Source organism: Amycolatopsis regifaucium, assembly GCF_001613935.1.
GTDB lineage: Bacteria > Actinomycetota > Actinomycetes > Mycobacteriales > Pseudonocardiaceae > Amycolatopsis > Amycolatopsis regifaucium.
Window position 1 is genome coordinate 1 of the sequence record NZ_LQCI01000026.1, and the last position, 23,556, is coordinate 23,556.

Consider the following 23,556-nt stretch of genomic DNA (forward strand, 5'->3'; position numbering starts at 1 on the left):
CCGGCGTATCCCGGACGCCTCCCCGCTGCCGGAAGCCGCGACCCCGCCGCCCCGGGGACGGGAGGCCCGAGAACATCCCAATGCCATTCGACGTTGGCCGCCGCAGCGGCAGCGATGTCCTCGGCTTTGATATCCAAGCCACCTGAGCCCCACAAGGCGAGGACTCGTCGGCCGGGCTCAGGCGCGGTTGGGGGCCGGTCGTCAAATCGCGAGAGGGCACCCAAATGGACGGTCTTGTCAAGCCATCGCTGAGGCCACGTCGAAGTCACGAAATGGGGCCATGGCGCCAGCAATCGCTCGGCGAGATCGTAAGCGAGCCGGTGCGGCCGGTCGTCGCGGTCACCTGGCTGTGCGATGACGACGACGGGAATCCCGTGCAGGCGAGGGCCACGAGGGAGCTACCCATGAACACTGATCGGACACCCCGGTACCCGAGCATGCCGAACCGGAGCGGATTTATCCAGACGAACCCTTCCCAGCCGAGTGCCCCATTCCCGCGGTGTGGTTCGAAGCCTTGCGAAAGGTACAGGGCGCATCGGCTGATCGCATGGGCGTGATTGAGCCAAGTGATGCTAAGGATGAGCGTCGGCATAGGTTAGACGAGAGCCAAGCCGGAACTTCGCGCCTGGACGGCCACACCGAGCACCGCGCCTACGGTCACCACGGCAAGCGAAACAAGCTGTGACTTGAGCTCGATGAGTTTGATGATTTCCGAGCGTAGGCCGACGTTTTCTGCCACGACCAGCGCGTCGTGACCGGGAGCGTCGGCGTCTGGATCCCTGTCGGCATCTGTCACTCGGTCACCCTAGCCCGGCTCGGTTCCAGGCGATCCCGTCGAACGAGCCGTCGCAGCCACCGCAGGGGTCACAGTTCGGGGTGCGCGGGAGCCGGATCACAGCTCGGTAGGGACCATGCCGGTGAGCCCGCTGATGGTGAGGACCGGGATCAGCAGGGGGTTGACGCGGATGCGGATGTGATCGACGTGGGTGAACAGCGCGTTGATGGCGCCGCTGTCGAGGTATTCGACCTCGCGCAGATCGACGATGGTCACCCCGCTACGGGTGGCTTCGGTGAGCGCGCGGGCGAAGGTGCTGACATTGCTCAAGTCGATCTCACCGGACACGGTGAGCAGGACGGTGCCGTCGTCGAGGCGATTCGTGCTCAGAGTGAGAGGAGTGCTCATCAGACTATCCTCGCGTTCAACTGGACGGTGGTACCGGCGACATCGTGCTCGACAGTCACCTCGTCGATGAGCGCACGGATGAGCAGCAGGCCTCGACCCCGGTCGGGGTGGTCGGACCATCGTGGCGTTTTCCAGGTGCCGCTGTCGGTGACGACGAGGCGCACCTGATCGGCGAAGGCGGTGGCCCGCAGCTGGACGAGGCCGCCCGGACTGTCGCGATGGCCGTGCTCGATGGCGTTGGCGACGGTTTCGCCGGCGGCGACCAGGATGTTCTGGAGTTGGTCGACGGGAAGCCCGCAACGCTTCAGCCAGTCGCGCAACTTCCCGCGCACGGAGGCGAGTTCGTCGACGTGGGCGGGGAAATCCAGGACCAGCGGGCCGGGAGCGCGATAAAGCAGCAACGCCACATCGTCTTCGTATCCGCCGGCCGGGGACAGCTCGGACAGGAGCAGGCCGGCGAGCTCTTCAAGGGTGCGGTCACCGTTTTCGGCGACCAGCGCGGCGGCGCCGGCGATGCCGTCGTCGAGTGAGCGGCGGCGCCGTTCGATCAGGCCGTCGCTGCTGAGCAGCAACGCGGCGCGGGCGGGAATGACGGTGTGTGCCTCGGGCCTCGTCTGCAACGGGCGTAAACCCAGTGGGATCGAACGACCGCCCTCGAGCAACCTGGTGGTGCGGTCGGCGTGGACCAGCACGGGTGGTGGGTGCCCGGCGGCGGAATAGCTCAGTTCGCCGGTTTCCGGAGTGAGGACCGCGCAGAACGCGGTGGTGCAGACGGCCCCGGGCAGCCGGGCGGCGAAGCGGTCCAAACCGGTCAAAGCGGCCGCGGGGCTCGGGTTCTCGAGGAGCAGGGCACGGCAGGCGCTGCGCAGCTGCCCCATGACGGTGGCCGCGGCGAGGCCGTGTCCCACGCAGTCGCCGACGACCAGGGCGATGCGCCCGTCCTCCAGTTCGAGGACGTCGTACCAGTCACCCCCGACCTGGAGCGGACTGTTCGCGGGCTGGTAGCGGGCGGCGAATCCACCGGGCAGCTGCTGGGGGCCGAGAATGGCGTGCTGGAACGCCAGAGCGGTCTCCCGCTGCTGATCGAGCTGGTGTACCCGGGCCAGCCCCTGGCCCAACCGGCCGGCCAGCATCGTCAGCAGTGTTTCGTCTTCCGGCGTGATCTGTCGTCGTTCGGCCAGTTCGAGCCACACGACCAGGACACCGTCGGGGTGCTGTAGTGAGATCCCCGCCGTGCCCGGCTCTCCGGGGGAGATGCTCAGCGGGTGGGCATCGCGCGAGACGGAAATGGCGTGCCGCACCTGGGGCTCGAGATCGTTCCAGGACACCGGTTCCCCGGTGACCAGGGGATCCTGATCGGTGTCGCCGCCAGGGAAGAGGACGGCCAGTGCCCGGCCCGCCTTCCACACCCGGCGAAACTCGTCCATCGCCGCTGCCAGGGCCTGACCGACGGACTCCGCCTGGACGAGCTGCTGGTTCAGCGCCGCCAGCGCGGTGTGGCGCTGCACGGCGTAGTGCTCGGCGGTGACGTCCCGGAAGGTGCCGACCGTGATACGCCTCCCGGAGTCTGGCTCCTCGACCTGGTTGAAACTGGCAGTCACCCACAGGCGGTGGCCATCGCGATGAGTGACAGGAAGCGTGTAATCGCCCCGTGGAGCGTGGAGCGCCGTGCCCAGCGCCTCGGCGACGAAGTGATGGGCGTCCGGTTCGGTGGCCGCGTCCGGCCACCAAGGATGGATCGGCCGGTACGGCAGTCCTTCCGGCCCGTATCCGAGAATGTCGGTGAACGTACGGTTGATCTCGACGACCGCGCCGTCCTCGTCGAAGACGAAGAACGCCTCCTGCAGCGAGTCGATCAGCGCGGCACGCCACCGAGCGGAACGCGCGCGCAACCGGGCCAGCCGGACATGTGCCCGAACACGGGCGAGTAGTTCGGGTGCCGCGAACGGCTTGACGAGATAGTCGTCGGCGCCGGCGTGCAGGCCTTCGATGGAGGCTTCCTGACCCGCCCGGGCGGAGAGCAACAAGACCGGCACGGCCGCGGTGCGCGGCTCACCACGCAACCGGTCGACCAAGGCCAGTCCGTCGAGACCGGGCATCATCACATCGCTGATGACGAGATCCGGGGCTCTGACGCGAACGGCGTCGATCACCTCCGCACCGTCGGCGACGGCTTCGACCTCGTATCCCGCGGTGGTGAGCAAACGGGTCAGGTAGTCGCGCATGTCGGCGTTGTCGTCCGCGATCACGATCCGTGCGGCATCGGCCCGCCGCCGTTCCGGCGCTTCTCCGTTTGCGATGGCTTCCGCGGCGGAAACACCGGCCGACCAGCGCGACGCCTCCAGCACGTACGGTTCGGCGGCGAGGGTGCCGCCGCCACTCTCACCGCCGGGTGCCGCCACGGCATCGGCGGGCAGGTGACCGAAGCCGAACGGGAGCCGGACGCGGAACGTCGTACCTTCGCCTTCGACGCTGTCCCCGGTGATGGTGCCGCCGTGAAGTTCGACCAGTTCCCGCACCAGCGCGAGGCCGATACCACTGCCTTCGTGCGAACGCGCGCGGCTGTTCTCGATCCGATGGAATCGCTCGAACAGGCGCGGGATCTCCTGGGCGGGCACACCCACGCCGGTGTCGGTCACGGTCACGATCGCGTCCGTCGCGTCGGCGGCCACGGTGACTGTGATGGAGCCTTCGAAAGTGAACTTCACGGCGTTGCTCAAAAGATTGAAGACGACCTTCTCCCACAGACCCCGGTCCAGATACACCGGTTGATCCAACGGCGGGCACTCGACCGTCAAACGCAGGCCGGCCTTTTCGATGGCCGACCGGAACACGCTCACCAGCTCCGCGGTCACGGCCGGGAGATCGACCGGTTCGAAGCTCGCCTGCATGCGTCCCGCCTCGATCCGCGAGAAGTCGAGCAGCGTGCTCACCAGTTTGCTCAGCCGTAACCCGTTGCGACGGACGACCTCGAGTTCTTCACGGGTGGACGCGTCCAGTCCGGCTTCTCGGCCGAGCAGGTCCCGCACGGGCCCCATGATCAGCGTGAGCGGGGTGCGGAACTCATGACTGATGTTGGAGAAGAAGGTGGTTTTCGCCCGGTCCAACTCCGCGAGTTCCTCCGCGCGCCGTTGCTGAGCCTGGTAGCTGCGGGCGCTGGTGATCCCGGCCGCGAGATGCGCCGCCACCAGTTCGATGAACCCGCGGTAGCCGTCGTCGAGGTCGCGGTACCGGTTCAGCCCGGCCACCAGGAACCCGTGCGGCACGCCGCCCTGCTGCCGCAGCGGAACAGCCAGCGCCTGTGTCGGTGGCTCGGGCAATTCCCCCGCGGGCAGCCTGGCCGGACCGTCGAGGCTGATCAGCATCGCGCTGCCCTCGGCCAACCGCCCCACCGGCAAGTCCAGCGCAGGCACCGGCATGTCGTCGGCGAAGCCCGTCGAAGCCGCCAACCGGGCCGAGCCATCGGCCTCGAAAAGGTAGGTCAGTGTGAAAGGCAGGTCACGCGCGTTCCGGCCGAGCTGGCGGCCGGCGAAGGCGAGCACTTGCCCTTCAGTGGTGATCACGCTGGGGTCGGAGCCGAGATCCCGCAGCGTCGCCATCCGGCGCTCTCCGATGATCCGGTCGGTGTCCTCGCTGACCACACACAACATGCCGACGACCTCCCCGGCATCGTCGCGCAGCGGGCTGTAGGAGAAAGTGTGATAGCTCTCCTCCGGATAGCCCGCGCGCTCGAGGAACAGCAGCAGCGCCTCGTCCCAGGTCGCCTGCCCCGTGGACAGCACGGTGTCGATGCGCGGGCCTATGTCGTCCCAGATCTCCGCCCACACCTCGCTCGCCGGCCGCCCGAGAGCCCATGGGTACTTACGCCCGAGGGTGTTCTCCCGATAGGCGGCGTTGCAGAAGAAAGTCAGCTCCGGACCCCACGCCATCCACATGGAGAACCGCGACGACAGAAGGATGCCGACCGCCGTCCGCAGGCTCAGCGGCCACTCGGCCGGCTCACCGAGCGGGGTGGCCGCCCACCCCACCGCCGCCAGATCGGAACCGACCTCACCGCTCGCGGCGAACACGTCGATCCGGGCGCTCTCATCAGCAGAAGGCACGCAACGCTCTCTCCAGTCCACCGCACGCAGAATCCGCGGTCACGGGAGTCAGCATCTCATCCACGCGTCGACCCGACCCATCGAGTGACCCGGGCAGGGACTGAGCACGCCAGTTCCCATGACGGCAGCGGTGGAAGCCAAGCGAATCCGGCCCTCGGGTTCGACCGGGTACTCGACCGGTGGTGTTGCTGACTGACCCACGCCCAACGGTGACCATGGCGACGATTTCGGCTACCACGGTGCTGAAGATGATCACTGCTGTCATGTCGTGTACTTCGAAACCGCGTAACGGTCGAGGACCTCAGAGGCGGCCCGCGCGAGCCGGCCCCCTGCGGTCCTACGTCGGTCTGGTAGCCGAGGTTGTCGGTGGGCACGTCGCTTCCTGCCACTGTGTCGTCCTTCTTCGGCTTGTCCGCCACGACGGCTTCGGTGGTCAGGAACCTGGCAGCCGGCGTCCGGTCGTAGCCGACCTGGTCCTGGCGGACGAGCACTTCGCCGCCATCGTCGTCGCGATGGAACCCGGCAGGGCGACGTTCGCATACCGAAGGGTTTTCACGGCCCGGCAGCACAGGAGGCCACCCAGTGCGTGGCACAGGGTGGCCTCGGACATCGAACGGGTCGCGGACGGTGCGACTCGACGGCAGGCGCGGGTGGGGACTGTGCGCGCCGCGGTCCGATGTCAGATCGGAGTGCAGTCCTGCCGGTCGGTCCATCCGGAACCGCACTTGTAGAGCGGGAACGCCGTGTTGTAGCCGTGTCGCCCCCCGAGGGTGACGTACTGGCTGTACGTGATGCGCCGGGCGACATAGTGCTGGTAGGCGGCGGCGGTGACGACCTCGGTGTACCCGGGTGGCGGCGTGGTCGAGGTGGGCGCCGTCGTGGAGGTGGGCTGCGAGGTGGAGGTCGGCTGGCCGGCTCCGCCGCCACCTAGGGCCCTGGCCATGTTCACTACGGCGGTCATCTGGGGCCCGCTCTTGAGCGGGTACTGCGCGGACTGGTAGCCCCACCAGTCCCAGCAGCCGCGCGGGTTGCCCGCCATGGTGGTGGCCTGCGGGTAGAGCACGATCATGTTGTTGGTGTCGGCGTACTCGTTGAGGTAGCCCTTGTCCATCAACGCGTTCTGCACCAGCCCGAAGTACTGGTAGCAGCCGTGCAGGGCCACCATCAGCCTGCAGGGGCCGGTGTCGCAAGCTCGCGGAACGTAGGCGAAGCCCTCCCGGCCCATGCTGATCGACCCGGGGTTGCCGCCGGGGGTGTACCCGCCCTGGTCGAACTGGACCAGCTTCCCTGTCACGGTGGACGCGGCGGGCTTCACCTCACCGAACAGGTGCGCCAGCATCTCCCTGACCGGATCGGCGTTGCCGCATTTGTTGACGTACGGGGACGAGGTGGAGCCGCAGGAGTTCGGGCCGATCGGGCTGACCCAGGCGTGGCCGGCCGGGGTGGTGTTGTTGTAGGCGACCTTCGCGCCGAAGTCCCGGTAGTAGGTGGCGAGGTCGTTGTTCACCGCCGGGTCGATGGTGTTGTCGCCGGTACCGTGGAACAGCCACACTGGGTCGCCCGAGAGGTTCTGCACCGGGTCGACGCTGCCCGCCGCCGCCCGGTTCCTGGTCAGCTGCTCCAGCTGCGCGGGCGTCTGGCGCGGCGTGAGCGTGTCCATACACGCGTTCAGCGCGGTGCTCAGGCTGTTCTGCGCGCAGTCATAGGCGCCCGCGGAGAAGATGCCCGCGCCCTGGAACAGTCCCGAGTAGGCGACGTGGAGCTGGTTAGCCATGAACCCACCCGATGACAGCCCGCTCACGTAGGTGCCGGTGATGTTGTGTCTGTCGAGGGTGCCCTGAGTCGGTGGCGGCACCGCCGCCACCGCTATGGAAAGGGAAGCCGCCCCCAGGCCCGTGACCGCGAGAACGGCCAGGAGTATTTTTCTGATTCGCATTGCTGCGCCTCCATTATGTGCAGGATGCAGAGTGATGGGGATCACTGCGCTTGGTGATGCTAGTGACGAGCGTCGACCGGGAACCATATTCCCGTTCTCCACATTGCGCTGACCCCATATGTTTCCGTCCGCCATGTCGGTTCGATCGCCCCACAAAGCGGCTACGAGCAGCGTTCCAGAGAATTGGGAGTTGAAGTATTCCCCGGCGCATGAGTGAATACGGGTTGGCGACACGGGAGATCGACGATTCGGCGCGTCGATCCGCAGCACGCTCACATCCACCACCCAGGTCCCGCTGTGCGGGCCTTCCGCTCCGGTCACGTTGACGGACAGCCGAGCCTGCCGTGTCGGTGTGGCGAGTCCCGGTGAACATTCGACTGTTCCGGCACCCGGTAATCCGGGCTTCGTCTCGCCCAAGGCGAAGGCCGTCGACAGCCGTGGGGGCGTGACAGAGCAGACCGTCATCCGTGCCTATCGGGCTGAAATCGTCGGTTCCGGTTCGCGGCGGTGGCCTCGATCCGGTCAGCCCACCGCCGGAGCAGGCGTGGGCAGGCAACAGGGCCGATCTTGTCGAGGTGTGCGTTTCACACATTGAGCACATGCCCGAGCGCCGGATCGGCGGGTTCCTGCGTTCGTGGCCACGTGACTCCTTCGTCCTGTCGACGAAGGTCGGCCGCCTGCTGGTTCCGCGGGACCCGAACGGGGAAAGGGATCCGGCAGGCTTCCATGTTCCCGCCACGCACGACCGGGTACGCGACTTCACTCGCGACGGGATCCGGCGCAGCGTCGAGGATTCCCTGGAGCGGATGGGCCTGGACCGGATCGACGTGTTGTACCTGCACGACGCCGAGGAATTCTTCGACGACGCGATGCGCGATGGTTATCCGGCTCTGGCGGAACTGCGGTCGGAAGGCATCGTCGGTGCGATCGGCGCCGGCATGTACGACACGGCCATGCTGACCACTTTGGTCAAGGAGACCGACGTCGACGTGATCATGCAGTCCGGTCGCTGCACGCTGCTCGATCACAGCGCATTCGACACGTTCCTGCCGTCGTGCGAGGAACGAGGTGTTTCGGTGATCGCGGCTTCGATCTTCAACTCCGGGTTGCTCGCCGTGCCGAGGCCTGTCGCGGGTGCGCACTTCGAGTACGAGATCGCCTCGCCGGAAGTCGTGGAGCGGGCGAAAAGGATCGCTGACGTATGCGAGGCGCACGATGTGACGCTTCCGCAAGCGGCCATGGCCTTCCCGCTCCGGCATCCGGCCGTCGCCGGTATCGCGGTGGGAATGCGGTCCGCCGAGGAGGTACGACGTAACGTGGAATCCTTCGCCGTGGACGTGCCCGCGCGGCTGTGGGCTGATCTGGACGCCGCGGGCTTGATCCGTTCGACGGCGACGAGGGTGACCTGATGGTGTCGGTGAAACAGGTCCAAGTCCACTTTGGACTGCGCGAAGCCTGGGCGCCTGGCCCGCTTCTGGTGCGAAGTACTGGGGTAGGTCCTGCCATTCGCCGCTGGAGGGGTTCGTCACCTGGGGCGACCGCAAACGCACGTTGGTCCGAAGCGGGACGCCGGCGTTGCTCACCGAGACTTCTATCGCGCATCGCGGATGCTGAACGTCGTGATGCAGAAGCCGTCGTCCGCCGTGCGATCCGCGATCACGGTGCCCTTGTGTGGGTAACCAGGCCGATCCGGTAGGCGAGGACGACTGCTTGTACGCGGTCCCGCAGGTCGAGTTTGGTGAGAATTCGGGACACATAGGTCTTCACCGTCTCGGAGGAGATGACCAGTTCCGCGGCGATTTCGGCGTTGGACAGGCCGGCGGAGAGGTGTTCGAGCACTTCCAGCTCGCGGGGTGTCAGTGCCCGTACGACGGTGTCTCGTGCCGGGCGGGAGGTGTCGGTGGGGCGGAGCCGTTCGGCGAAGTGGCCGATCAGGCTTCGGGTGACCGCGGGGGCCAGCAGGGACTCGCCGCGGGCGATCGTGCGGACGCCGTCGATCAGCTGCGCCGGCGGTGTGTCCTTGAGCAGGAACCCGCTGGCACCTGCGCGAAGTGCTTCGTACACGTACTCGTCAACGTTGAACGTGGTGACGACCAGCACCTTCACCGGTGCCTCGACGCCGGGGCCGGCCAGCTGGCGGGTCGCCTCGATGCCGTCGAGAACGGGCATGCGGATGTCCATCACGATCACGTCGGGGCGCAACCTTCGCGCGGCCTCTACCGCCGCGCGGCCGTCGGCCGCCTCGCCGACGACCGCGATGTCGGGTTGCGCGGAGAAGATGGTGACATACCCGGTGCGCACCAGTTCCTGGTCCTCGCAGATCAGCACTCGGATCGGCTCGGTCATGTGGAGCCCCCTGGAATCATTGCCCAGACACGGAAGCCGCCGTCGTCGGGCAGGGCGCCGGAAATCAGGTCCCCGCCGAGCATGCGCACCCGTTCCCGTAGGCCTGTCAGGCCCCGGCCACCGGATGGTGTGGCCGTGCTGCCGACTGCGGGACCGAGGGTGACCACCTCGACCTCGATGTGGTCCTCGCCGTGTCGGACGAGGACTTTCGTCGGGTTCCCGGTCGCGTGTTTGAGCGCGTTGGTGAGCGCTTCTTGTACCACGCGGTAGATGGTCAGCTCCACGTCGACGGACCGCGGTAGTCGCTCACCCTGCTCGGTCCACTCGACGGGCTGACCGGACAGCCGGGCCTGCTCAACCAGATCAGCGACCTTTCCCATGGCAGGCGTCCGGTCCGCGGTCCTGGACTCGCCGGTCGCCTCGAGAATGCCGAGCAGGGCCCGCAGCTCTGTCAACGCCCGGCGTCCGGTGTCGCTGATAGCGCGCAGGCCTGCCCCGGTTCGTTCCGGCGCGGAGTCGACCAGGAACTGCGCCGCGTCGGCCTGAACCACCATCGCGGTCACATGATGGGTGACGACGTCGTGCAGGTCCCGAGCGATGCGAGCCCGCTCGGCGGCCGCGGCCACCTCGGCCGTCAGCCGTCTCCGTTCAGCCTCTTCCGCGCGCCATCGACGCACGCCGGTGCCAGCCAACCAAATCACCACCAACACGACATAGAACGCGAGAAAATCCGGAAACCGTTGCGGTGAGCCAAGGTTGTGCAGCGCCACCATTAGTGCCGCATAGCCCGCGGTCAGCACTGCGGCAAGCCCTCCACGGAACCGCGCCAGGTGTGCACCGGCGGCGTACAACGCGAGGAGGATCCCCACCTTGCCGAACGTGTCCGGGTAGCTCAGCACCTGACCGATCGCGAACGCGGAACCGATGACCGACAGGCACACGGCGGGCATACGGCTGCGTACCGCGAGCGGCAGGCACATCGCCAGCGTCAGCGCCGCACCGATCACCGCGTCGGCGCCGCCCGGCTCGCGCCGGGGGAGATCGCCGATCTCCGGGCCGATGTGGGCGACGGTCGGCGCGAACGCCAGCAGGGTCACCACCCCCGCCAGGACACCGTCTTTTATGGACAATGGGAGGTCACGCCACCTGTTGAGTGCGGTCTTGAGGCGGGTCGCCGCGCTGCCAGGCATCCGGCGAGCTTAGCGCCGCCGCATGGGCACGAGGTTGCCGCGCTTGTGAGCGGCGATGAGCATCGGCACGGCGAGCAGCAGGCTCACGACGACGGGAACGATCGACCCCTCGATGCCGAACTGGCCACCGGTCACCAACTCCGGGCCCGTCGGTTCGGCGATCAGCAAACCCGGCGACGCGTGACCCGAGACCGGCAGGCCGAGCAGCCCGACAGTGGTGTTCCAGGCGAAGTGCAGGCCCACGGCCGCCCAGAGACTGCGCAACCACAAGAACGTGGCGCCCAGCAGGACACCGGCCTCGACGGCGATCGCGAACCCGGTCCACAACGTGGCGCCGGGGTTGGCCAGGTGGATGGCACCGAACAGCACCGCGGTGATCGCCAGCGCCGCCCAGCTGCCACACAGCCGTTCCAGCCCTTGCAGCAACAGGCCACGGAAAAGCAGCTCCTCGGTCACCGCCGCACCGAGTTGCACCCCCACGATGCTCACGACGGTGGCCATGGCGCCACCGGACGCCCACGTGAACGAGAACTCGGTCATCACCATGAGCACCGACACGGCGATGAACAGGAAGCCGAGCCCGACGCCGAGCAACGCGTGGACCCCGGCCCGTGCCGTCGCGATCTCTGGTGTGCCTCGCCGCGCGACGTAGCGCATCACCGCCCAGTAGACGGCAACCGCGGCAACCGCACCCACGACCGCCAGCACCGGCGACCCACCCGACGACAGCGCCGACACCCCGCCGACACCGACTATCCCGACCAGCGCCCAGACGATCGGAAACCGCAAGATGCGGCCCGCCCGCCCAGGCTGGTGATCCGCAGGCGCGATCGACCTCGTGTGCATAGTGACCTCCATTTGACTACGGCCGCACGGTCGGGCGACCCCGCTGGAAACGCTAGAAGCGCGCCGACGTCAGCGAATCACCAGCGAGCGGACGATCCGACTAGCTCTCACGGGGGACAGGTCGGCACCGAATCGGTTCGGGTGGCCACCCGCTTCTGACCTTCGCTTCCCGACCCCCGCCGAGCACGAACTCCCCGAGACTCCGTCTCGCGTTGGTCGGGCATGCCCGTCCCGATATCCGGACGCCCGGACAACGGCCGGGCATGCCCCCTGACCCGACAATCTGGTACGGCGGTGCGACCGAGTGCCAAACGCCCTGAGCTCCTCGCCCGGACTGCTGGTTTCTGCCGTAGCCGGGGGGTGAGTAGCTCTCGCCTGGATAGGGTGAGTGAGTGCTGGGAGTGGTTGAGCGACTGTGGCGTTACCCGATCAAGTCCACTGGCGGGGAGCTACTGGACCACGTGGCGGTTGAGTCGCGGGGTCTGGCGGGTGATCGATTGTGGGCCGTGCGAGACGCGGCCGGCAAGTTCGGTTCTGGTAAGAACACTCGTCGGTTTCGTCGCATGCCCGGACTGCTGCGACTTGGTTCGCGTTATCCGAACGGGTTCGGTCAGCCGCAACTGCTTGCCCCGGATGGGCGACCGGTGGCCGACAGCGATGCGTATCTTCGGGCGTATCTTCGCCGTGACGACGTGGAGTTGGCATCTGAGCGTGAGGTGTCGCATTTCGATCAGCTGCCCGTGAGCGTGCTGACCACGGCGACCCTTGATTGGGTCCGGCATTCGCTGCCTGGCGTGCCTGTCGACGAGCGTCGGTTCCGGCCGAACATCGTGGTGCGCACTCCGCCGGGTACCGCGCCCTTCGTTGAGGACGGCTGGCTCGGCAGGACCGCCGTGATCGGGGAGGGAACGCGGATCGAGTTCGTCCGCTCCAGCGAACGCTGCGTGATGGTCAATGAGGCGCAGGCAGACTTGCCACGCACCTCTTTGCTGCTCAAGACAATCGCCGCCGCGCACGACAACCGTCTCGACGCGCTGGCTCGTGTCCTCACCCCGGGCCACATCACGCTCGGTGATCCTCTCGTGCTTGCCTAGCACTGGCGGTTTTGTTGAGGCCGGCCAGGAGTTCGGGGTTGGCGGCGCTGGCCCCTCTCTTTTCGGGCCTTTCCGCCGAGAGCTTCGGGCAGTCGGTTCCGCAGGTGCTGGTTCTCGGTGGTCAGTCGCGTGATGCGATCGTGGGCGTTGCCGAGGTGAGAAACCTGTCTGTGCGGGTCGCCCGGTGGAGCGCCCGTGGTCCACGTGCGCGTACCGCGGAAGAAGAAGACGGAAAGCTGACAGGTTCCTCGGCGGTGTCGGACCACCAAGCCGGGTTAGGACCCGACGAAACCGCTCAAGTGGTCCGTTCTGGAAGGACACCACGTTCTACAAGCAGCGGAAACCCGCCGATCGCGGCAACGCCTACCGGCTGCAGGCGAACCTGACCGGCGAGCGCACCGGCAGGCACCTGATCTATTCGATCCGGCAACGCCACTGGCCCGACTCCGGCGAGCCCTTCTGCTCCTGCTCCGACGTGATCTTCAACTGATCCGGAGGTGACGAATACCGTTGGACGCCGCCCGGCCCGCGTATCGGCGGAGCAGTTGTTCCGGCGCGGCCTTCTTCGCTGGTGAAGCGAATCCACAACCTTGCGTAGATCTGCGCGGCTTCATCGGGACCGGTGAGTTCGCTGAGGCGGACACTCTGGCCCGATGCTCGGTCCCGGAGTGGATCGACGACCACGAGGTGGACTTCGCCCGCGGTGGAGGAGGGGCCGCCCCAGAGCCGAAGGGGTGACACCCAGCGCCATCGAGTGACCATCGCCAGGTCGTACGGACGACGGCCGGTATCGGCGCGGTGTTCCAGGTGGGTTTGGAGCCTGTCACGTGATCTGTCGTGCTTTGGCGTTGCGTTCGACTGCCGACCAGGAGTCCTTTTCGCCGCAGATGCCGCAGGATGACCGTGGGCCGAAGAAAAGGGCGCCCGCGCGCTGGTCATCGACGAGCCAGTAGCGGAACCAGGCGGCGAGCACGCCTTTGAGGCGTTTTCCGCCGCCATTGGAGAAGTAGTGGTCGGAGTTTCGCAACTCGGCGAAGATAGCGGCGACGTCGTCCGCGTGGTGGTACCGGGCTCGGACATAGACCGAGGGGACGGTGGTGTCGGTTTGCCCGGCCACGAACAGGCTCGGTCCACGCAACGCCCGGACGTCGCCTTGTGGTCCGGGCTGGACCGGTGCGGTCACGGTCACCAACGGGTCGGAGCCCGCCGCGATCGTGCCGCCACCGCCCTGTGAATGCCCGCTGGCGCCGACGTTGACCGGATCGATGGCGTCATGGAACGGACTCGCGGGCCGTGTGTTCTCCTCGATGAGAAACCGGGCGCCCGCGAGCATTTCCGCACCGGATCCCGAGTTCTTGGTGTTCGCGGCGGCGACCACGACACCCCAGGAGGCGAGGTGCTGCAACAGGGAGTCGTAGGCCTCCGGGGTCGCACCGGTCCCGTTGCCCCACAGCAGGATCGGATAGCGGGTGCCCGCCCTGAGGTCGGCGGGGTAGTAGAAGGTGTGATCGGGGCCGCCGTGCAGCTTCACCGTGGAATGGGGACCCGGCGCCGCATAGAAGTCGGTGCCGACGCTCGCGGCCGCGGCAGGCGCGGGCGCGGCCGGCGTGATCAAGGCCAAGGTCATGACGAGTATCGAGATGGATCGCTTTCGCCTGCGGGATGCCATCGCCGAATGTTGACTGGTGGGTGGCAGGGGCACATCGTGGAAACTACGTAGATGCCGCCGCAGTCCCACGTTCGGCGAAGAAGAGTCCCTGTCGTGCAGGGTTTCCATCGTGATCAGGCAGACGTACTCCCGTGGATCCGGCTGACGCTCCAGAAGGCCTCGGACGCCTTACGGACGAGGTATTCCCATCCGGCGTGCAGTTGGCCCGGGTTCCACACCTGGTCGCGTTTGAAGCGTGTCTCGAGTTCGTCCGACCAGCGTGCGGGGCCGTGGGCGGCGATCGCCATGAGCTGCGTGCGGCAAGCTCGTTCGAGCAGTACCGCGTACATGACGGCGGATTGGATGTCGGGTCCCGCGGTGACGGCGCCGTGATTCGGAATGAGCACCCCGTTGGCGGGTCCGAGACATCGTGCGAGCGCGCGGCCCAGCTCAGGACCGGCGATGAGCGCGCCGGTGTCGGTGAAACGGGGGATCTGGGGATAGGCGAACGGCACCGCGTCGTGGGAGAGCGGCTTGAGTTCCACCTCGAGGGAGGCGAACGCGGCGAGCGTGGGGGCGTGGGTGTGGACGACGGCGCCGACGTCGGGGCGGGCGGCCATGATCTCGGTGTGAATCGGGTATTCGAGGTGACGGGCGCCGTCGCCGTCGACGATCGTGCCATCCCGGGCCACGAGGATGACCTTGTCCTCGGTGATCTCTTCGAATCCCCAGCCGGACGGCTTCATCCATACGCCTCGCCCGTCGGGATCGCGGACCGAGGCATGACCCCAGACCAGGTCGCCGAGGCCGGCCGCGGCCAGTACATGGCAGGCCTGGGTCACCAGTCGCCTCGGGTGGGGCATCAGTTGTCTCCTGTCGTCGGTTCAGAGTGCGTGCGGGACGGCGTGTTCGAGGATGACCAGTTCGGTACCCGACGGCGCCAGGGTGCGCAACAGGTGGTGATGCATCTGCTGGTGTGCGGGGGCGAGACCGGCCTGATGAATCGGGACGACGACGCGTGGCGCCACCGCGCGGACGTAGTCGACGCCTTCGCCGAGCTTCATCCAGGGCCCGCCCGCCGGAGCCAGGAGCACGTCCACCGCGATCCCGGGCGGATCGAGGGCGTCGCCGGGGTGCAGGACGCGGCCGTCGATCAGGTAGCCGTTGTTGTCCGAGGACGGCAGATCGGGGTGGATCGGGGCGTGCGTGCCGCTGCCGAGCACGCCGATCTCGACACCGTCGGCAGTGAGGATGTCACCCGGGGAGGCGGTGGTCGTGGTGAGGCCGGCGAGGAGGTCGGTGGTGCCGGGGGTGTGCACGATCGTCACATCCGGGTTGAGGGAGATCAGGGTGCGCAACCTGTCGACGTCGACGTGATCCGGGTGGGCGTGGGTGATGAGGATCAGGTCCAGGTCACGAAGTGCCTCGAATCCTTCGGAGTATGTTCCAGGATCGAGCAGGATCCGGGTGGTCGAGAGTTCCACCAGGACGCAGGCGTGACCGTAATGGGTGAGTTGCATGGTTCGGTGGCTCCTCGGGTGTCAGGGGTTGACCACGGTCATCCACATCGGCTCGGTGCGGCGCTGCATGAGGTCCACCGCTTTCACCGCCTCCGTCAGCGGGAACCGGTGGGTGATCAGGTCGTCGGCGGTGAGTGTTCCGGCTGCGAGCATGCGCAGGATCTCGCGGGCGTCGGTCCGGGTACAGGCACGGGTCCCGACGAACCGCCAGCAGTTGACCATCATCGCCGCCGGTGGCAGTGGCAACGGAGTGGCGTTGGATCCCATGTGGACCAAGGTTCCGCCGGTGGCCAGCGCGGCCATGGCTTGCGCGGTGGCGGCACCGGCGGGGATGAAATCGATGACCGCGTGCGCGCCACCGGAAGCGGCATCACGGATTCGCGGCGTCAGTCCGGAGGTGGTCTCCCACTCTCGCGGGAGGTCGCCGAACGCGACGACATCGGTGGCCACGTCACCGGCCAGCCGTGCGGCGGAGTCCAGTCGTTCGCGGTCGCGGCCGACCAGGACGAGCCGGGCGACGCCGAAGTGCGGGGCGAGTTTGATGGTCGCGGTGCCCATGGTGCCGGTCGCCGCGGTCACGACCACGGTCGCCCCGGGCGGCAGGTCGGCGCATTTCAGTGCCCGTAGTGCGTTGGCCAGATCGTGTACCTTGGCCGCGACGTCGAACCCGACCACTTCGGGGAGCGGGTCGATCAGCCAGTGCGGAACACGCACGTACTCGGCGAGTCCGCCGTCGTGGTAGGCGTCATAGAGCGGTGTCGGCAGGTCGCCGAACGCGGCGTGCCCGAGCATGGCCTGCTGGGCGCACATCATGTCCCGGTCGCTGTGGCAGTGGACGCAGTCGCGGCAGTTGAGGTTCGGGTGCACCCGGACCCGGTCGCCCACGGCCACGTCCGTCACCTCGTCGCCGATGGCCGCGACGACCCCCGCGGCTTCGTGCCCGAGTGTGGTGGGCAGGTGCTTGAACGCGCCCATTTCGAGGAGCCGCATCATTCCGGGCGCCAGTCCCGCCGCGGCCACTTCGACCACCACGTCACGAGGCCCGGGTTCGGGTACGGGGATGTTCTCCAGCACCGGCGTGCCGGATCCCCGGTGGGCGCGCACGGCGAGCATGGTCCTCATGAGCGCGCCTCCTGGGTCAGGGTTTCGAGTAGTTCTGGCGTGTAGGTGTCGGCGAGGCGAGTGGTTTCGGCGACCTGGGGAAGCTCACGGTGGGAAAGCAGGGTGAGATGATCGCTCGCATCGGTGGTGACGCTGGTGTGAGCGATACCGAGGGGGATACGGACGAAGTCGCCGGGTTCCAGGGTGACGATTCCGCGCTGGGTGATCAGGATGCGCCTGCCCCGGGCCTGGTACTGGATTTCGTCGGCGTCGAGCAGGCGCCGATAGCGTCGTTCGCCGCCGGGTGTGGTGGCGGTGATGCCCAGACGGGTGCTTCCGGTGCCGTAGAGCCAGGTGGAGGCGCCACCGGTACCGGCGGTGAGTACTCCGATGCGGCGGTGTTCGACGTGGACCTGGTCGAGCAGCCGGGCCTCGTCCGCGCCGAACACGGTGATGTCGTGGCCCGGCGTGCCCATGCATTGGGTGATCGCCTCGTTGACCGGGCCGGGTCGCCAGCCGGGGAAGGGCGGGAACACCGCCGCGGATTCCCGCCGTGCCGGGGCCAGTTCGTCGACCGGTGCGGGGAGGTAGAACAACAGATGGCTCTCGGCTCGCCCGTAGTTGTCGTGGGCGACGCCTCGCGGGATGCGGGAGAACTCGCCGGGCCGGTGTTCGATCACGCCCAGCTCGGTCATCAGGGTGCGGTCGCCCGCGATCTGATAGGAGATCTCGTCGACGTCGCAGTTGCGGTGATAGAACGGCTGCCGGTTGTCCATGGTCTGCCATTCGACCCGGATCTCGTCATTCTCGTAGACGCCGCGCGGTGGGGCGAACGGCTGGGCGCGGAACTCTTGCGGGTAGTGCACCACGCTGAGCGGTGGATGGTCGCGCCACAGTTTGACCGGCACCTGGGGCGGGTGCGGAGAAGACAGCAGCAGGTGTTCATCACGTGTGACGCTGCGCAGCGGCTGGTCCGAATCGATCACCAGGATGTCTTCGACGACCTCCATGGCAGGCTCCTTGTCTGGTGCGGGGGTGAGACGCGTCAGTTGCCCGGCAGGGCTTGGTAATACCGCTGAGCGCCGGGGTGCAGCGGGATCGGTGTCCGGCCGATCGCCACGGGATCCAGCGGATAGGTGACCGGGCTGCGCTCGGGTGGCAGATGCCGGTACTGGCTCTCCAGGACCTCGCGGGTCTCGCCGAGGATCCAGGCCACCGCGTAGGCGACGTCGTCGGCGAGATCGGCCGTGGTGATCATGAGGAAATCGGAGAAGTCGAGCGTGCGGAAGCCGTCCGCGCCCGGGAAATAGCCGGCCGCGACGGTGGCGGCCGGCCAGCCGTTGTCGGCCTCGATCCCGGTCAGCACGTCGTCTTCGATCGGCAGGAAATGGTAGTCCGGCGCCAACCGCTGCCAGTGCGGGAGCATCACGGCCTCGTGGACGATCGCGTTCGCGCGACCGGCCAGTACGTGCTCGAGCGATTCGAACGGGCGTTCGTCCTCCAGGAAGGACCCTCCCCAGCCGAGGACGTCCACGCCGGAACGATCGAGGACCGCGTGCGCGGCCAGCCCGACGTGGTTGACGCCGTCGTTGACCGACGTCGCCAGCCGCAGCCGCGGGGTGTTCTCGCGCAACCGCGCGACCGTGGTGGCCTTCAGTGAACGGTGCACCGCCAGCACCAGCCGGTCGCGCTGCGGCAGGACACCGAGGGCGCGCAACTTCGGGAACGCCTCACCCGCGTAGGTGCCGCTCCCGTCCATGGCCGCGCGGGTGAAGGCGGCGGGCGTGGTCAACGCGATGTCGACTTCGCCGTGTCCCACCGCGCGGACGGCGTCGACGAAACCGCGGCTGTTCCAGGTCGCGATCCGAGTGCCGGGTCCGGTGCGGTCGCCGAGTTCCTGCGCGACCCAGCCACAGATCCGGTGCAGGTTGGCCCCGCCCCAGTCGCCGCGCAGGTGCAACGTCAGGCCGCGGTCGATCTTCGGTTCTTCCGGGCGTCCGATCACGCGGAAACACCCACCGGCTGCTTGCCGTCGCGCACTGTGTTGCGGAGGGTGCCGACTCCGTCGACTTCGACGGTGATCTCGTCTCCGTCACGGAGGAACACCTGGGGATCGCGGCGGAACCCGACACCGCCCGGGGTGCCGGTGAGGATCACGTCCCCGGGAGCGAGCGCGGTGAAGGCGGAGATCGTGGCGATCAGCCGGGGGATGGAGAACATCAGCTGCGACAAGTCGGATTCCTGCATCTTCCGGCCATTGAGGACGGTGCGGATACCGGCGTCCTCAATGGTCACTTCGTCGGGCGGGACCAGGTAAGGACCGATCGGTGTGCTGGCGTCCCAAGCCTTTCCTTGTAGCCACTGGTGGGTCTTGTACTGATAGTCACGCATGGTGATGTCGTTCGCCACCGCGTAGCCGAGCACGTGAGCGGAGGCGTCGGCCTCGGCGATCCTGCGACCCGCACGCCCGATGACCACGGCGAGTTCGCCTTCGAAGTCGACCTGGGATGATTCCGGGGGCAACACGATGTCGTCGTAGGGGCCGATCAGGCTCGTGGCGAACTTGCCGAACAGCACCGGATAACCCGGGACGTCCCGCTTGCTCTCGGTGACGTGGTCGCGGTAGTTGAGCCCGACGCAGAAGATCTTCGCCGGGCGAGGCACCACCGGCAGCAGCCGCACCTGGTCGACCGGGACGGCGCCGGTGTCCTCCCGCGGCGCCGACGACAGGACCCGAGAGTCCGTGGTGGCACCGATCTCGCTGATACCGGTCAGGGGGATCAGCGTCGTACCGCGGAGTTCACCGACCCGGCGGATTCCGTCGTGGTCGAACGTCGCATAGCTCATCGTTTCATTTCCCTTCACTGGTACGGCGCCAGGACGCGAGCTGACCGCCCCACAGATTCACCGTGCCGGGAACGGGTTTCCATCGACGGGGCACATAGGTGACCCGGTCGTCGTGGAACTTCTCCATTTCCGCGGACAGTTCGACGTGGTTGCCCGCGGGATCGTCGAAGAACACGAACAGGTTGTTGCCGGGGCCGTGCCGGCCCGGTCCCCAGGTGACGTCGACGTTCTCGTCGGTCAGCCGGTCGCACCAGGACTTGAAGTCCTCCCACTCGGCGAGGTCGTAGGAGTAGTGGTCGATGTCGCCGCCGCGGCCTACGTCGACCACCGCGAGGGTGTGATGGTCGCGATCACTGCGCAGCCAGGCGAAGCGGCCGTCGTCGAGCTGGTCGGAGATCCGGAAGCCGATCACCCGGACGTAGAAGTCGACGATCTTTTCCACGTCGTCGGTGCCCAGGGTGATGTGCTGGTACTTGATCGGGCGACGGCCGGTGTCGGCGGCGGTTTCCCCGTCTCGCTCCACCGTGGTGTGGAAGTGGACCTCGGTGCCGTGCGGATCGATCGTGGCCAGTCCCCGCGCGGGAGCGACGGCCGCGTCGAGCTCGTCCGCGTCCAGCTCGCGGACCGGGTGACCGGCGGCCGTCAGGCGCCGGGAGATCCCGTCGATCCCGTCGGGGTCGCGCACTTCGAATCCGTAATGACGGAGTCCTCGAGCCCCTTCGACCAGGTCGAGCACGTGGTGCCCGCGTCCCCACCCCAGCCGCAGGCGACCGTCCGGTGACTCGCGATGCACGGTCATGCCGAGAACACGACGGTAGAACCGGGCTGCCGCCTCGATGTCCGGCACGGAAAGGCCGATATGCGACACCGAGGTCCGGGCCAGCGTCCCGGCCGCGTCGCCCTCCCGCAGGACGATTCGCTGTGGTCTATTCATGGATGAGTGCTCCTTCGGAGGAAACGGTGGCCGCCCGAGGGGTCCAGGCCAGCACCCGGTCGAGGTGTTCTGAGGTGTCCGCGGGCCGCCAGGACGCGGCCACGACGCGGTCCGGGCGCAGCAGCACGAACGAGCCACGGTAGGCGGTGAACTCCCGGTCCAGCCCGCCGTCGACGTCGAGCAGCAGCCGCCGCGAGGTCCGGGGCAGGTGCTCGCCGAGTCCGACCCCGACCACGGTGGCCGCCAACGCGGTGATGATCGGCCCGGTCCGTGGCCAGGCCGCGTCGTCGATGTCAACGCCGATCAGTGCCCAACCCTGGCCCAGGACCTCGTCCAGGCGGCGGATGCGATGGTCCGTGCTGTCGAACGCGAGCGGCTGCCCGATCGGCACACCGGTCGGGCGGCCGTCGCCCGGCAGGACCAGGCCGGCGGTGAACCGCTGTGCCGGCCGGTAACGCATCTGTTCGAGGTAGGCACGTCCGGTCGTGCTGTCCAGCGCGCGGCGTACCGCGGCGTCCCGGCGCCGGGCGAGCCCCGGTTCGGTGGTCATCACCCAGCGGCCGAGTCGTTCCGACATGCGCACCGTGGCCAGCGCGTGGGGGAAACGCTCCTGGTGATAGCTGGACAGAGTCGCCGGGGCCAGGCGGCCCGCGAGGACGTCGGCGATCTTCCAGGTGAGGTTGATCGCGTCCCGGATTCCCGAGTTCAGCCCTTGCCCGGCGAACGGGGGCATCATGTGCGCGGCGTCGCCGAGCAGGAACGACCGCCCGATCATCCACTCGTCGGCCACGACGGCGTTGAACCGGTAGCAGACCGCCCGTTCGACTTGCCGGGGAGTGATGGTCCGGTATCGGGACAGCAGCCGTTCGATGAGCGCGAAGGGCGGTGTGTCCCGCGGTGTCCCCTCTCCGGCGAAGAGGCGGAACTCGTATCGGCAGCGCCCGCCCGTGCCGGGCACGATCACATGTGGACGGTCAGGGACCGCGTGGTGCATCGCGAACCGTTCGGTGTGAGGATCGTCCACTGTGTCCACGACCAGCCAGACGTCGTCGTAGCTGCGGCCGGTCATGCCCACCCCCTGCAGCAACCGGGTGGCGGACCGGCCGCCGTCACAGCCGAGCACATACGCGGCGTCGATGGCGACATCGCCGCCCGGGGCGACCGCGTGGACACGGACGTGATCGTCGTACTGGTCGAAACCGGTCACGCGGGTTCCGAACGACAGCTTCGCCGTCGGCATTTCCGCGACCGCGACGGCGAGAGCCCGCTCAAGATCGGGCTGGGCGAAGGGATTCTTGAACGGATAGCCCAGCCGGAGCGGATCCGGACCTCCCGCGTGGAACAGTTCCCGGCCGTCACTGTCGTAGTAGCGTGTGCCGGTCCCCGGGGTGAGGACCGGAAGCACCTGCCCGGCGATCCCGGCCTGATCGAATCCACGGAGAGCCTCGTCGTCGATGCTGATCGCCTTCGGTTCGTCGCTGGTGCTCGAATGCTGCTCCAGCACCGTGACGCCGACACCTCGCGCCGCGAGTAGCGCCGCGGCGGTCAGGCCCACCGGACCGGCGCCGCATACGACCACGTCGGAGGTTCCCGTGAGCGTCATAGCGTGCCTTTCCGTCGTGATCGGACTGTCGCCAGGTTAAGCACGCAGTCCTGTTCTTCGTAAACAAAATCCTGATATGCAGGACTGCTCCGTCAGCGCTTATGGTGTGGTCATGCCTCCGCGCAGCCGCAGCACCAGTACCTATCGCGAGCGCAATTCGACCGCCGATCGCGCTCTCGACATCCTGTTGCTGTACTCGCCCGACAAGCCGGTGTGGACCGGCGCGGAGATAGCGGCGGAACTCGGCGTCGCGCGCTCCACCGGCTATCGCTATATCCAGAGCCTGGTCCGCACCGGGTTCCTCGAGGAGACCGCCGGAGGACTGCGGCTCGGCCCGCGGATCTTCCAGCTGGCCCGCTCGGCGCGGATCGGTCTGGGTCTGTCGGAGGTGGCGCTGCCCGTGATGCGGGACCTGGCGGCCGCGGTGGGCGAGACGGTCCTGCTCACCCGCAGGTCCGGGCGGTCGGTGGTCTGTCTGGACCTGGTCGAGGCACCCCACGCGGTCCGGCTGTCCTATGAGCGCGGCCATGTCCTGCCCATCAACGCCGGCGCGGCCGCAGAGGTGCTCCTGGCGTGGGCGGATTCCCGCGAGGTCACGTCGGTCCTCGCGCAAGCTCCACTGGAGCGGTTCTCCGCCCGTACCCTCACCGACCCGGACGAACTGCGCACCCGGCTCGCCGGCATCCGCAAACGTGGCGTGGCGATCTCACGCGGAGAGCTGGACGAGCACATCCTCGGTGTCGCCGCCCCGATCCGCGACAGCTCGGGCAAGGTCTGCGCGGCGATCAGCATCGCCGCGCTGGCGGCCAGGGTCCCCCGGTCGCGACTGTCCGAAGTGGAGAGTGCGGTGCGTGACGCGGCCGCGGCCATCACCGGAAGACTTGAACTTCTCGGCAATTGATGCTCGACCTGACGAACAGGAATCTCGCTCGGCGTGCGTGTGGGGCGAACGACGCGGGTGCGACGCCTGTGTCGGACTATCGATTCGTTGGAGGCCGCTGGACGGCGATGGCTTCGGGGTTCAGCACGTGTGGCTTGTCGCCGTAACCGGTCAGCGAAGACCCGGCGCCGCTCGACTCCAGCAGTGGGACCACCCGGTGCTGGCTCCGCGCGCTGTGCCAGGCGCCGGGCACCAACAGAATTGGCCTGGCACCATGGAAGTCAGTCAGGTCAGAGGTCGCACGGGCGGGATGAGTGACATGAGT

The 23,556-nt window shown here is 67.8% G+C and carries 20 protein-coding genes; 4 read left to right on the forward strand and 16 right to left on the reverse strand.

Going from position 1 to position 23,556, the window contains the following annotated elements:
* Window positions 1-595 precede the first annotated feature (595 nt).
* From AVL48_RS23045 to AVL48_RS23060, 4 genes are all read right to left on the reverse strand, one after another.
* Window positions 596-796 (reverse strand): hypothetical protein, encoded by a 201-nt coding sequence (locus tag AVL48_RS23045; protein ID WP_061990058.1) that lies wholly within the window; start codon window positions 794-796, stop codon window positions 596-598.
* Window positions 797-892: 96 nt separating this feature from the next.
* Window positions 893-1,183 carry an STAS domain-containing protein gene (locus AVL48_RS23050; RefSeq protein WP_061990060.1) on the reverse strand — a complete coding sequence of 97 codons (291 nt, stop codon included), beginning with the start codon at window positions 1,181-1,183 and terminating at the stop codon, window positions 893-895.
* Entirely contained in the window at window positions 1,183-5,286 is a 4,104-nt protein-coding gene (locus AVL48_RS23055; protein ID WP_082857740.1) for a SpoIIE family protein phosphatase, read from the reverse strand. The genes AVL48_RS23050 and AVL48_RS23055 overlap by 1 nt, the downstream gene beginning before the upstream one ends.
* Window positions 5,287-5,965: 679 nt before the next feature.
* The gene (locus AVL48_RS23060; protein ID WP_082857741.1) at window positions 5,966-7,687 is read right to left on the reverse strand and encodes an extracellular catalytic domain type 2 short-chain-length polyhydroxyalkanoate depolymerase; all 1,722 of its coding nucleotides are present in this window, start codon (window positions 7,685-7,687) and stop codon (window positions 5,966-5,968) included.
* Between the two features lie 134 nt (window positions 7,688-7,821).
* On the opposite strand from AVL48_RS23060, the gene AVL48_RS23065 reads away from it, so the two are divergent.
* Window positions 7,822-8,631 (forward strand): aldo/keto reductase, encoded by an 810-nt coding sequence (locus AVL48_RS23065; RefSeq protein ID WP_082857742.1) that lies wholly within the window; start codon window positions 7,822-7,824, stop codon window positions 8,629-8,631.
* A gap of 247 nt (window positions 8,632-8,878) precedes the next feature.
* Here the strand turns inward: AVL48_RS23065 and AVL48_RS23070 are convergent, their stop codons facing one another.
* From AVL48_RS23070 to AVL48_RS23080, 3 genes are all read right to left on the reverse strand, one after another.
* Window positions 8,879-9,568 (reverse strand): response regulator, encoded by a 690-nt coding sequence (locus AVL48_RS23070; RefSeq protein ID WP_061990065.1) that lies wholly within the window; start codon window positions 9,566-9,568, stop codon window positions 8,879-8,881.
* Complete coding sequence (locus AVL48_RS23075; protein ID WP_244162650.1) at window positions 9,565-10,677, reverse strand: sensor histidine kinase; 1,113 nt, start codon at window positions 10,675-10,677, stop codon at window positions 9,565-9,567. Before AVL48_RS23075 ends, AVL48_RS23070 begins: the two co-directional genes overlap by 4 nt.
* Window positions 10,678-10,767: 90 nt before the next feature.
* Complete coding sequence (locus AVL48_RS23080; RefSeq protein ID WP_061990070.1) at window positions 10,768-11,604, reverse strand: CPBP family intramembrane glutamic endopeptidase; 837 nt, start codon at window positions 11,602-11,604, stop codon at window positions 10,768-10,770.
* A 401-nt stretch (window positions 11,605-12,005) separates the two neighbouring features.
* Here AVL48_RS23080 and AVL48_RS23085 point away from each other — a divergent pair, with 401 nt between their 5' ends.
* The gene (locus AVL48_RS23085; RefSeq protein ID WP_061990072.1) at window positions 12,006-12,698 is read left to right on the forward strand and encodes an MOSC domain-containing protein; all 693 of its coding nucleotides are present in this window, start codon (window positions 12,006-12,008) and stop codon (window positions 12,696-12,698) included.
* Window positions 12,699-12,882: 184 nt separating this feature from the next.
* A complete protein-coding gene (locus AVL48_RS40740; RefSeq protein WP_063054129.1) occupies window positions 12,883-13,188 on the forward strand; it encodes a lytic polysaccharide monooxygenase in 306 nt (101 codons plus the stop codon).
* Window positions 13,189-13,521: 333 nt separating this feature from the next.
* Here the strand turns inward: AVL48_RS40740 and AVL48_RS23095 are convergent, their stop codons facing one another.
* The 9 genes from AVL48_RS23095 to AVL48_RS23135 form a co-directional block, all read right to left on the reverse strand.
* The gene (locus AVL48_RS23095) at window positions 13,522-14,325 is read right to left on the reverse strand and encodes a poly(ethylene terephthalate) hydrolase family protein (protein WP_244162649.1); all 804 of its coding nucleotides are present in this window, start codon (window positions 14,323-14,325) and stop codon (window positions 13,522-13,524) included.
* Window positions 14,326-14,480: 155 nt separating this feature from the next.
* On the reverse strand, window positions 14,481-15,209 hold the full coding sequence (locus AVL48_RS23100; RefSeq protein ID WP_061990076.1) for a class II aldolase/adducin family protein: 729 nt from the start codon (window positions 15,207-15,209) through the stop codon (window positions 14,481-14,483).
* Between the two features lie 21 nt (window positions 15,210-15,230).
* Complete coding sequence (locus tag AVL48_RS23105) at window positions 15,231-15,866, reverse strand: MBL fold metallo-hydrolase (RefSeq protein WP_061990078.1); 636 nt, start codon at window positions 15,864-15,866, stop codon at window positions 15,231-15,233.
* A gap of 21 nt (window positions 15,867-15,887) precedes the next feature.
* A complete protein-coding gene (locus tag AVL48_RS23110; protein WP_061990080.1) occupies window positions 15,888-16,988 on the reverse strand; it encodes an alcohol dehydrogenase catalytic domain-containing protein in 1,101 nt (366 codons plus the stop codon).
* Entirely contained in the window at window positions 16,985-17,977 is a 993-nt protein-coding gene (locus AVL48_RS23115) for a hypothetical protein (protein WP_061990082.1), read from the reverse strand. The genes AVL48_RS23110 and AVL48_RS23115 overlap by 4 nt, the downstream gene beginning before the upstream one ends.
* A gap of 35 nt (window positions 17,978-18,012) precedes the next feature.
* Window positions 18,013-18,972 (reverse strand): TAXI family TRAP transporter solute-binding subunit, encoded by a 960-nt coding sequence (locus AVL48_RS23120; protein WP_208616291.1) that lies wholly within the window; start codon window positions 18,970-18,972, stop codon window positions 18,013-18,015.
* Complete coding sequence (locus AVL48_RS23125) at window positions 18,969-19,814, reverse strand: fumarylacetoacetate hydrolase family protein (protein WP_061990084.1); 846 nt, start codon at window positions 19,812-19,814, stop codon at window positions 18,969-18,971. The genes AVL48_RS23120 and AVL48_RS23125 overlap by 4 nt, the downstream gene beginning before the upstream one ends.
* A gap of 4 nt (window positions 19,815-19,818) precedes the next feature.
* Window positions 19,819-20,748, reverse strand: a complete 930-nt coding sequence (locus AVL48_RS23130; protein WP_061990086.1) for a VOC family protein — start codon at window positions 20,746-20,748, stop codon at window positions 19,819-19,821.
* Window positions 20,741-22,351, reverse strand: a complete 1,611-nt coding sequence (locus AVL48_RS23135) for an FAD-dependent monooxygenase (protein ID WP_061990088.1) — start codon at window positions 22,349-22,351, stop codon at window positions 20,741-20,743. Before AVL48_RS23135 ends, AVL48_RS23130 begins: the two co-directional genes overlap by 8 nt.
* 112 nt (window positions 22,352-22,463) lie before the next feature.
* On the opposite strand from AVL48_RS23135, the gene AVL48_RS23140 reads away from it, so the two are divergent.
* On the forward strand, window positions 22,464-23,252 hold the full coding sequence (locus AVL48_RS23140) for an IclR family transcriptional regulator (RefSeq protein WP_061990092.1): 789 nt from the start codon (window positions 22,464-22,466) through the stop codon (window positions 23,250-23,252).
* Window positions 23,253-23,556 lie beyond the last annotated feature (304 nt).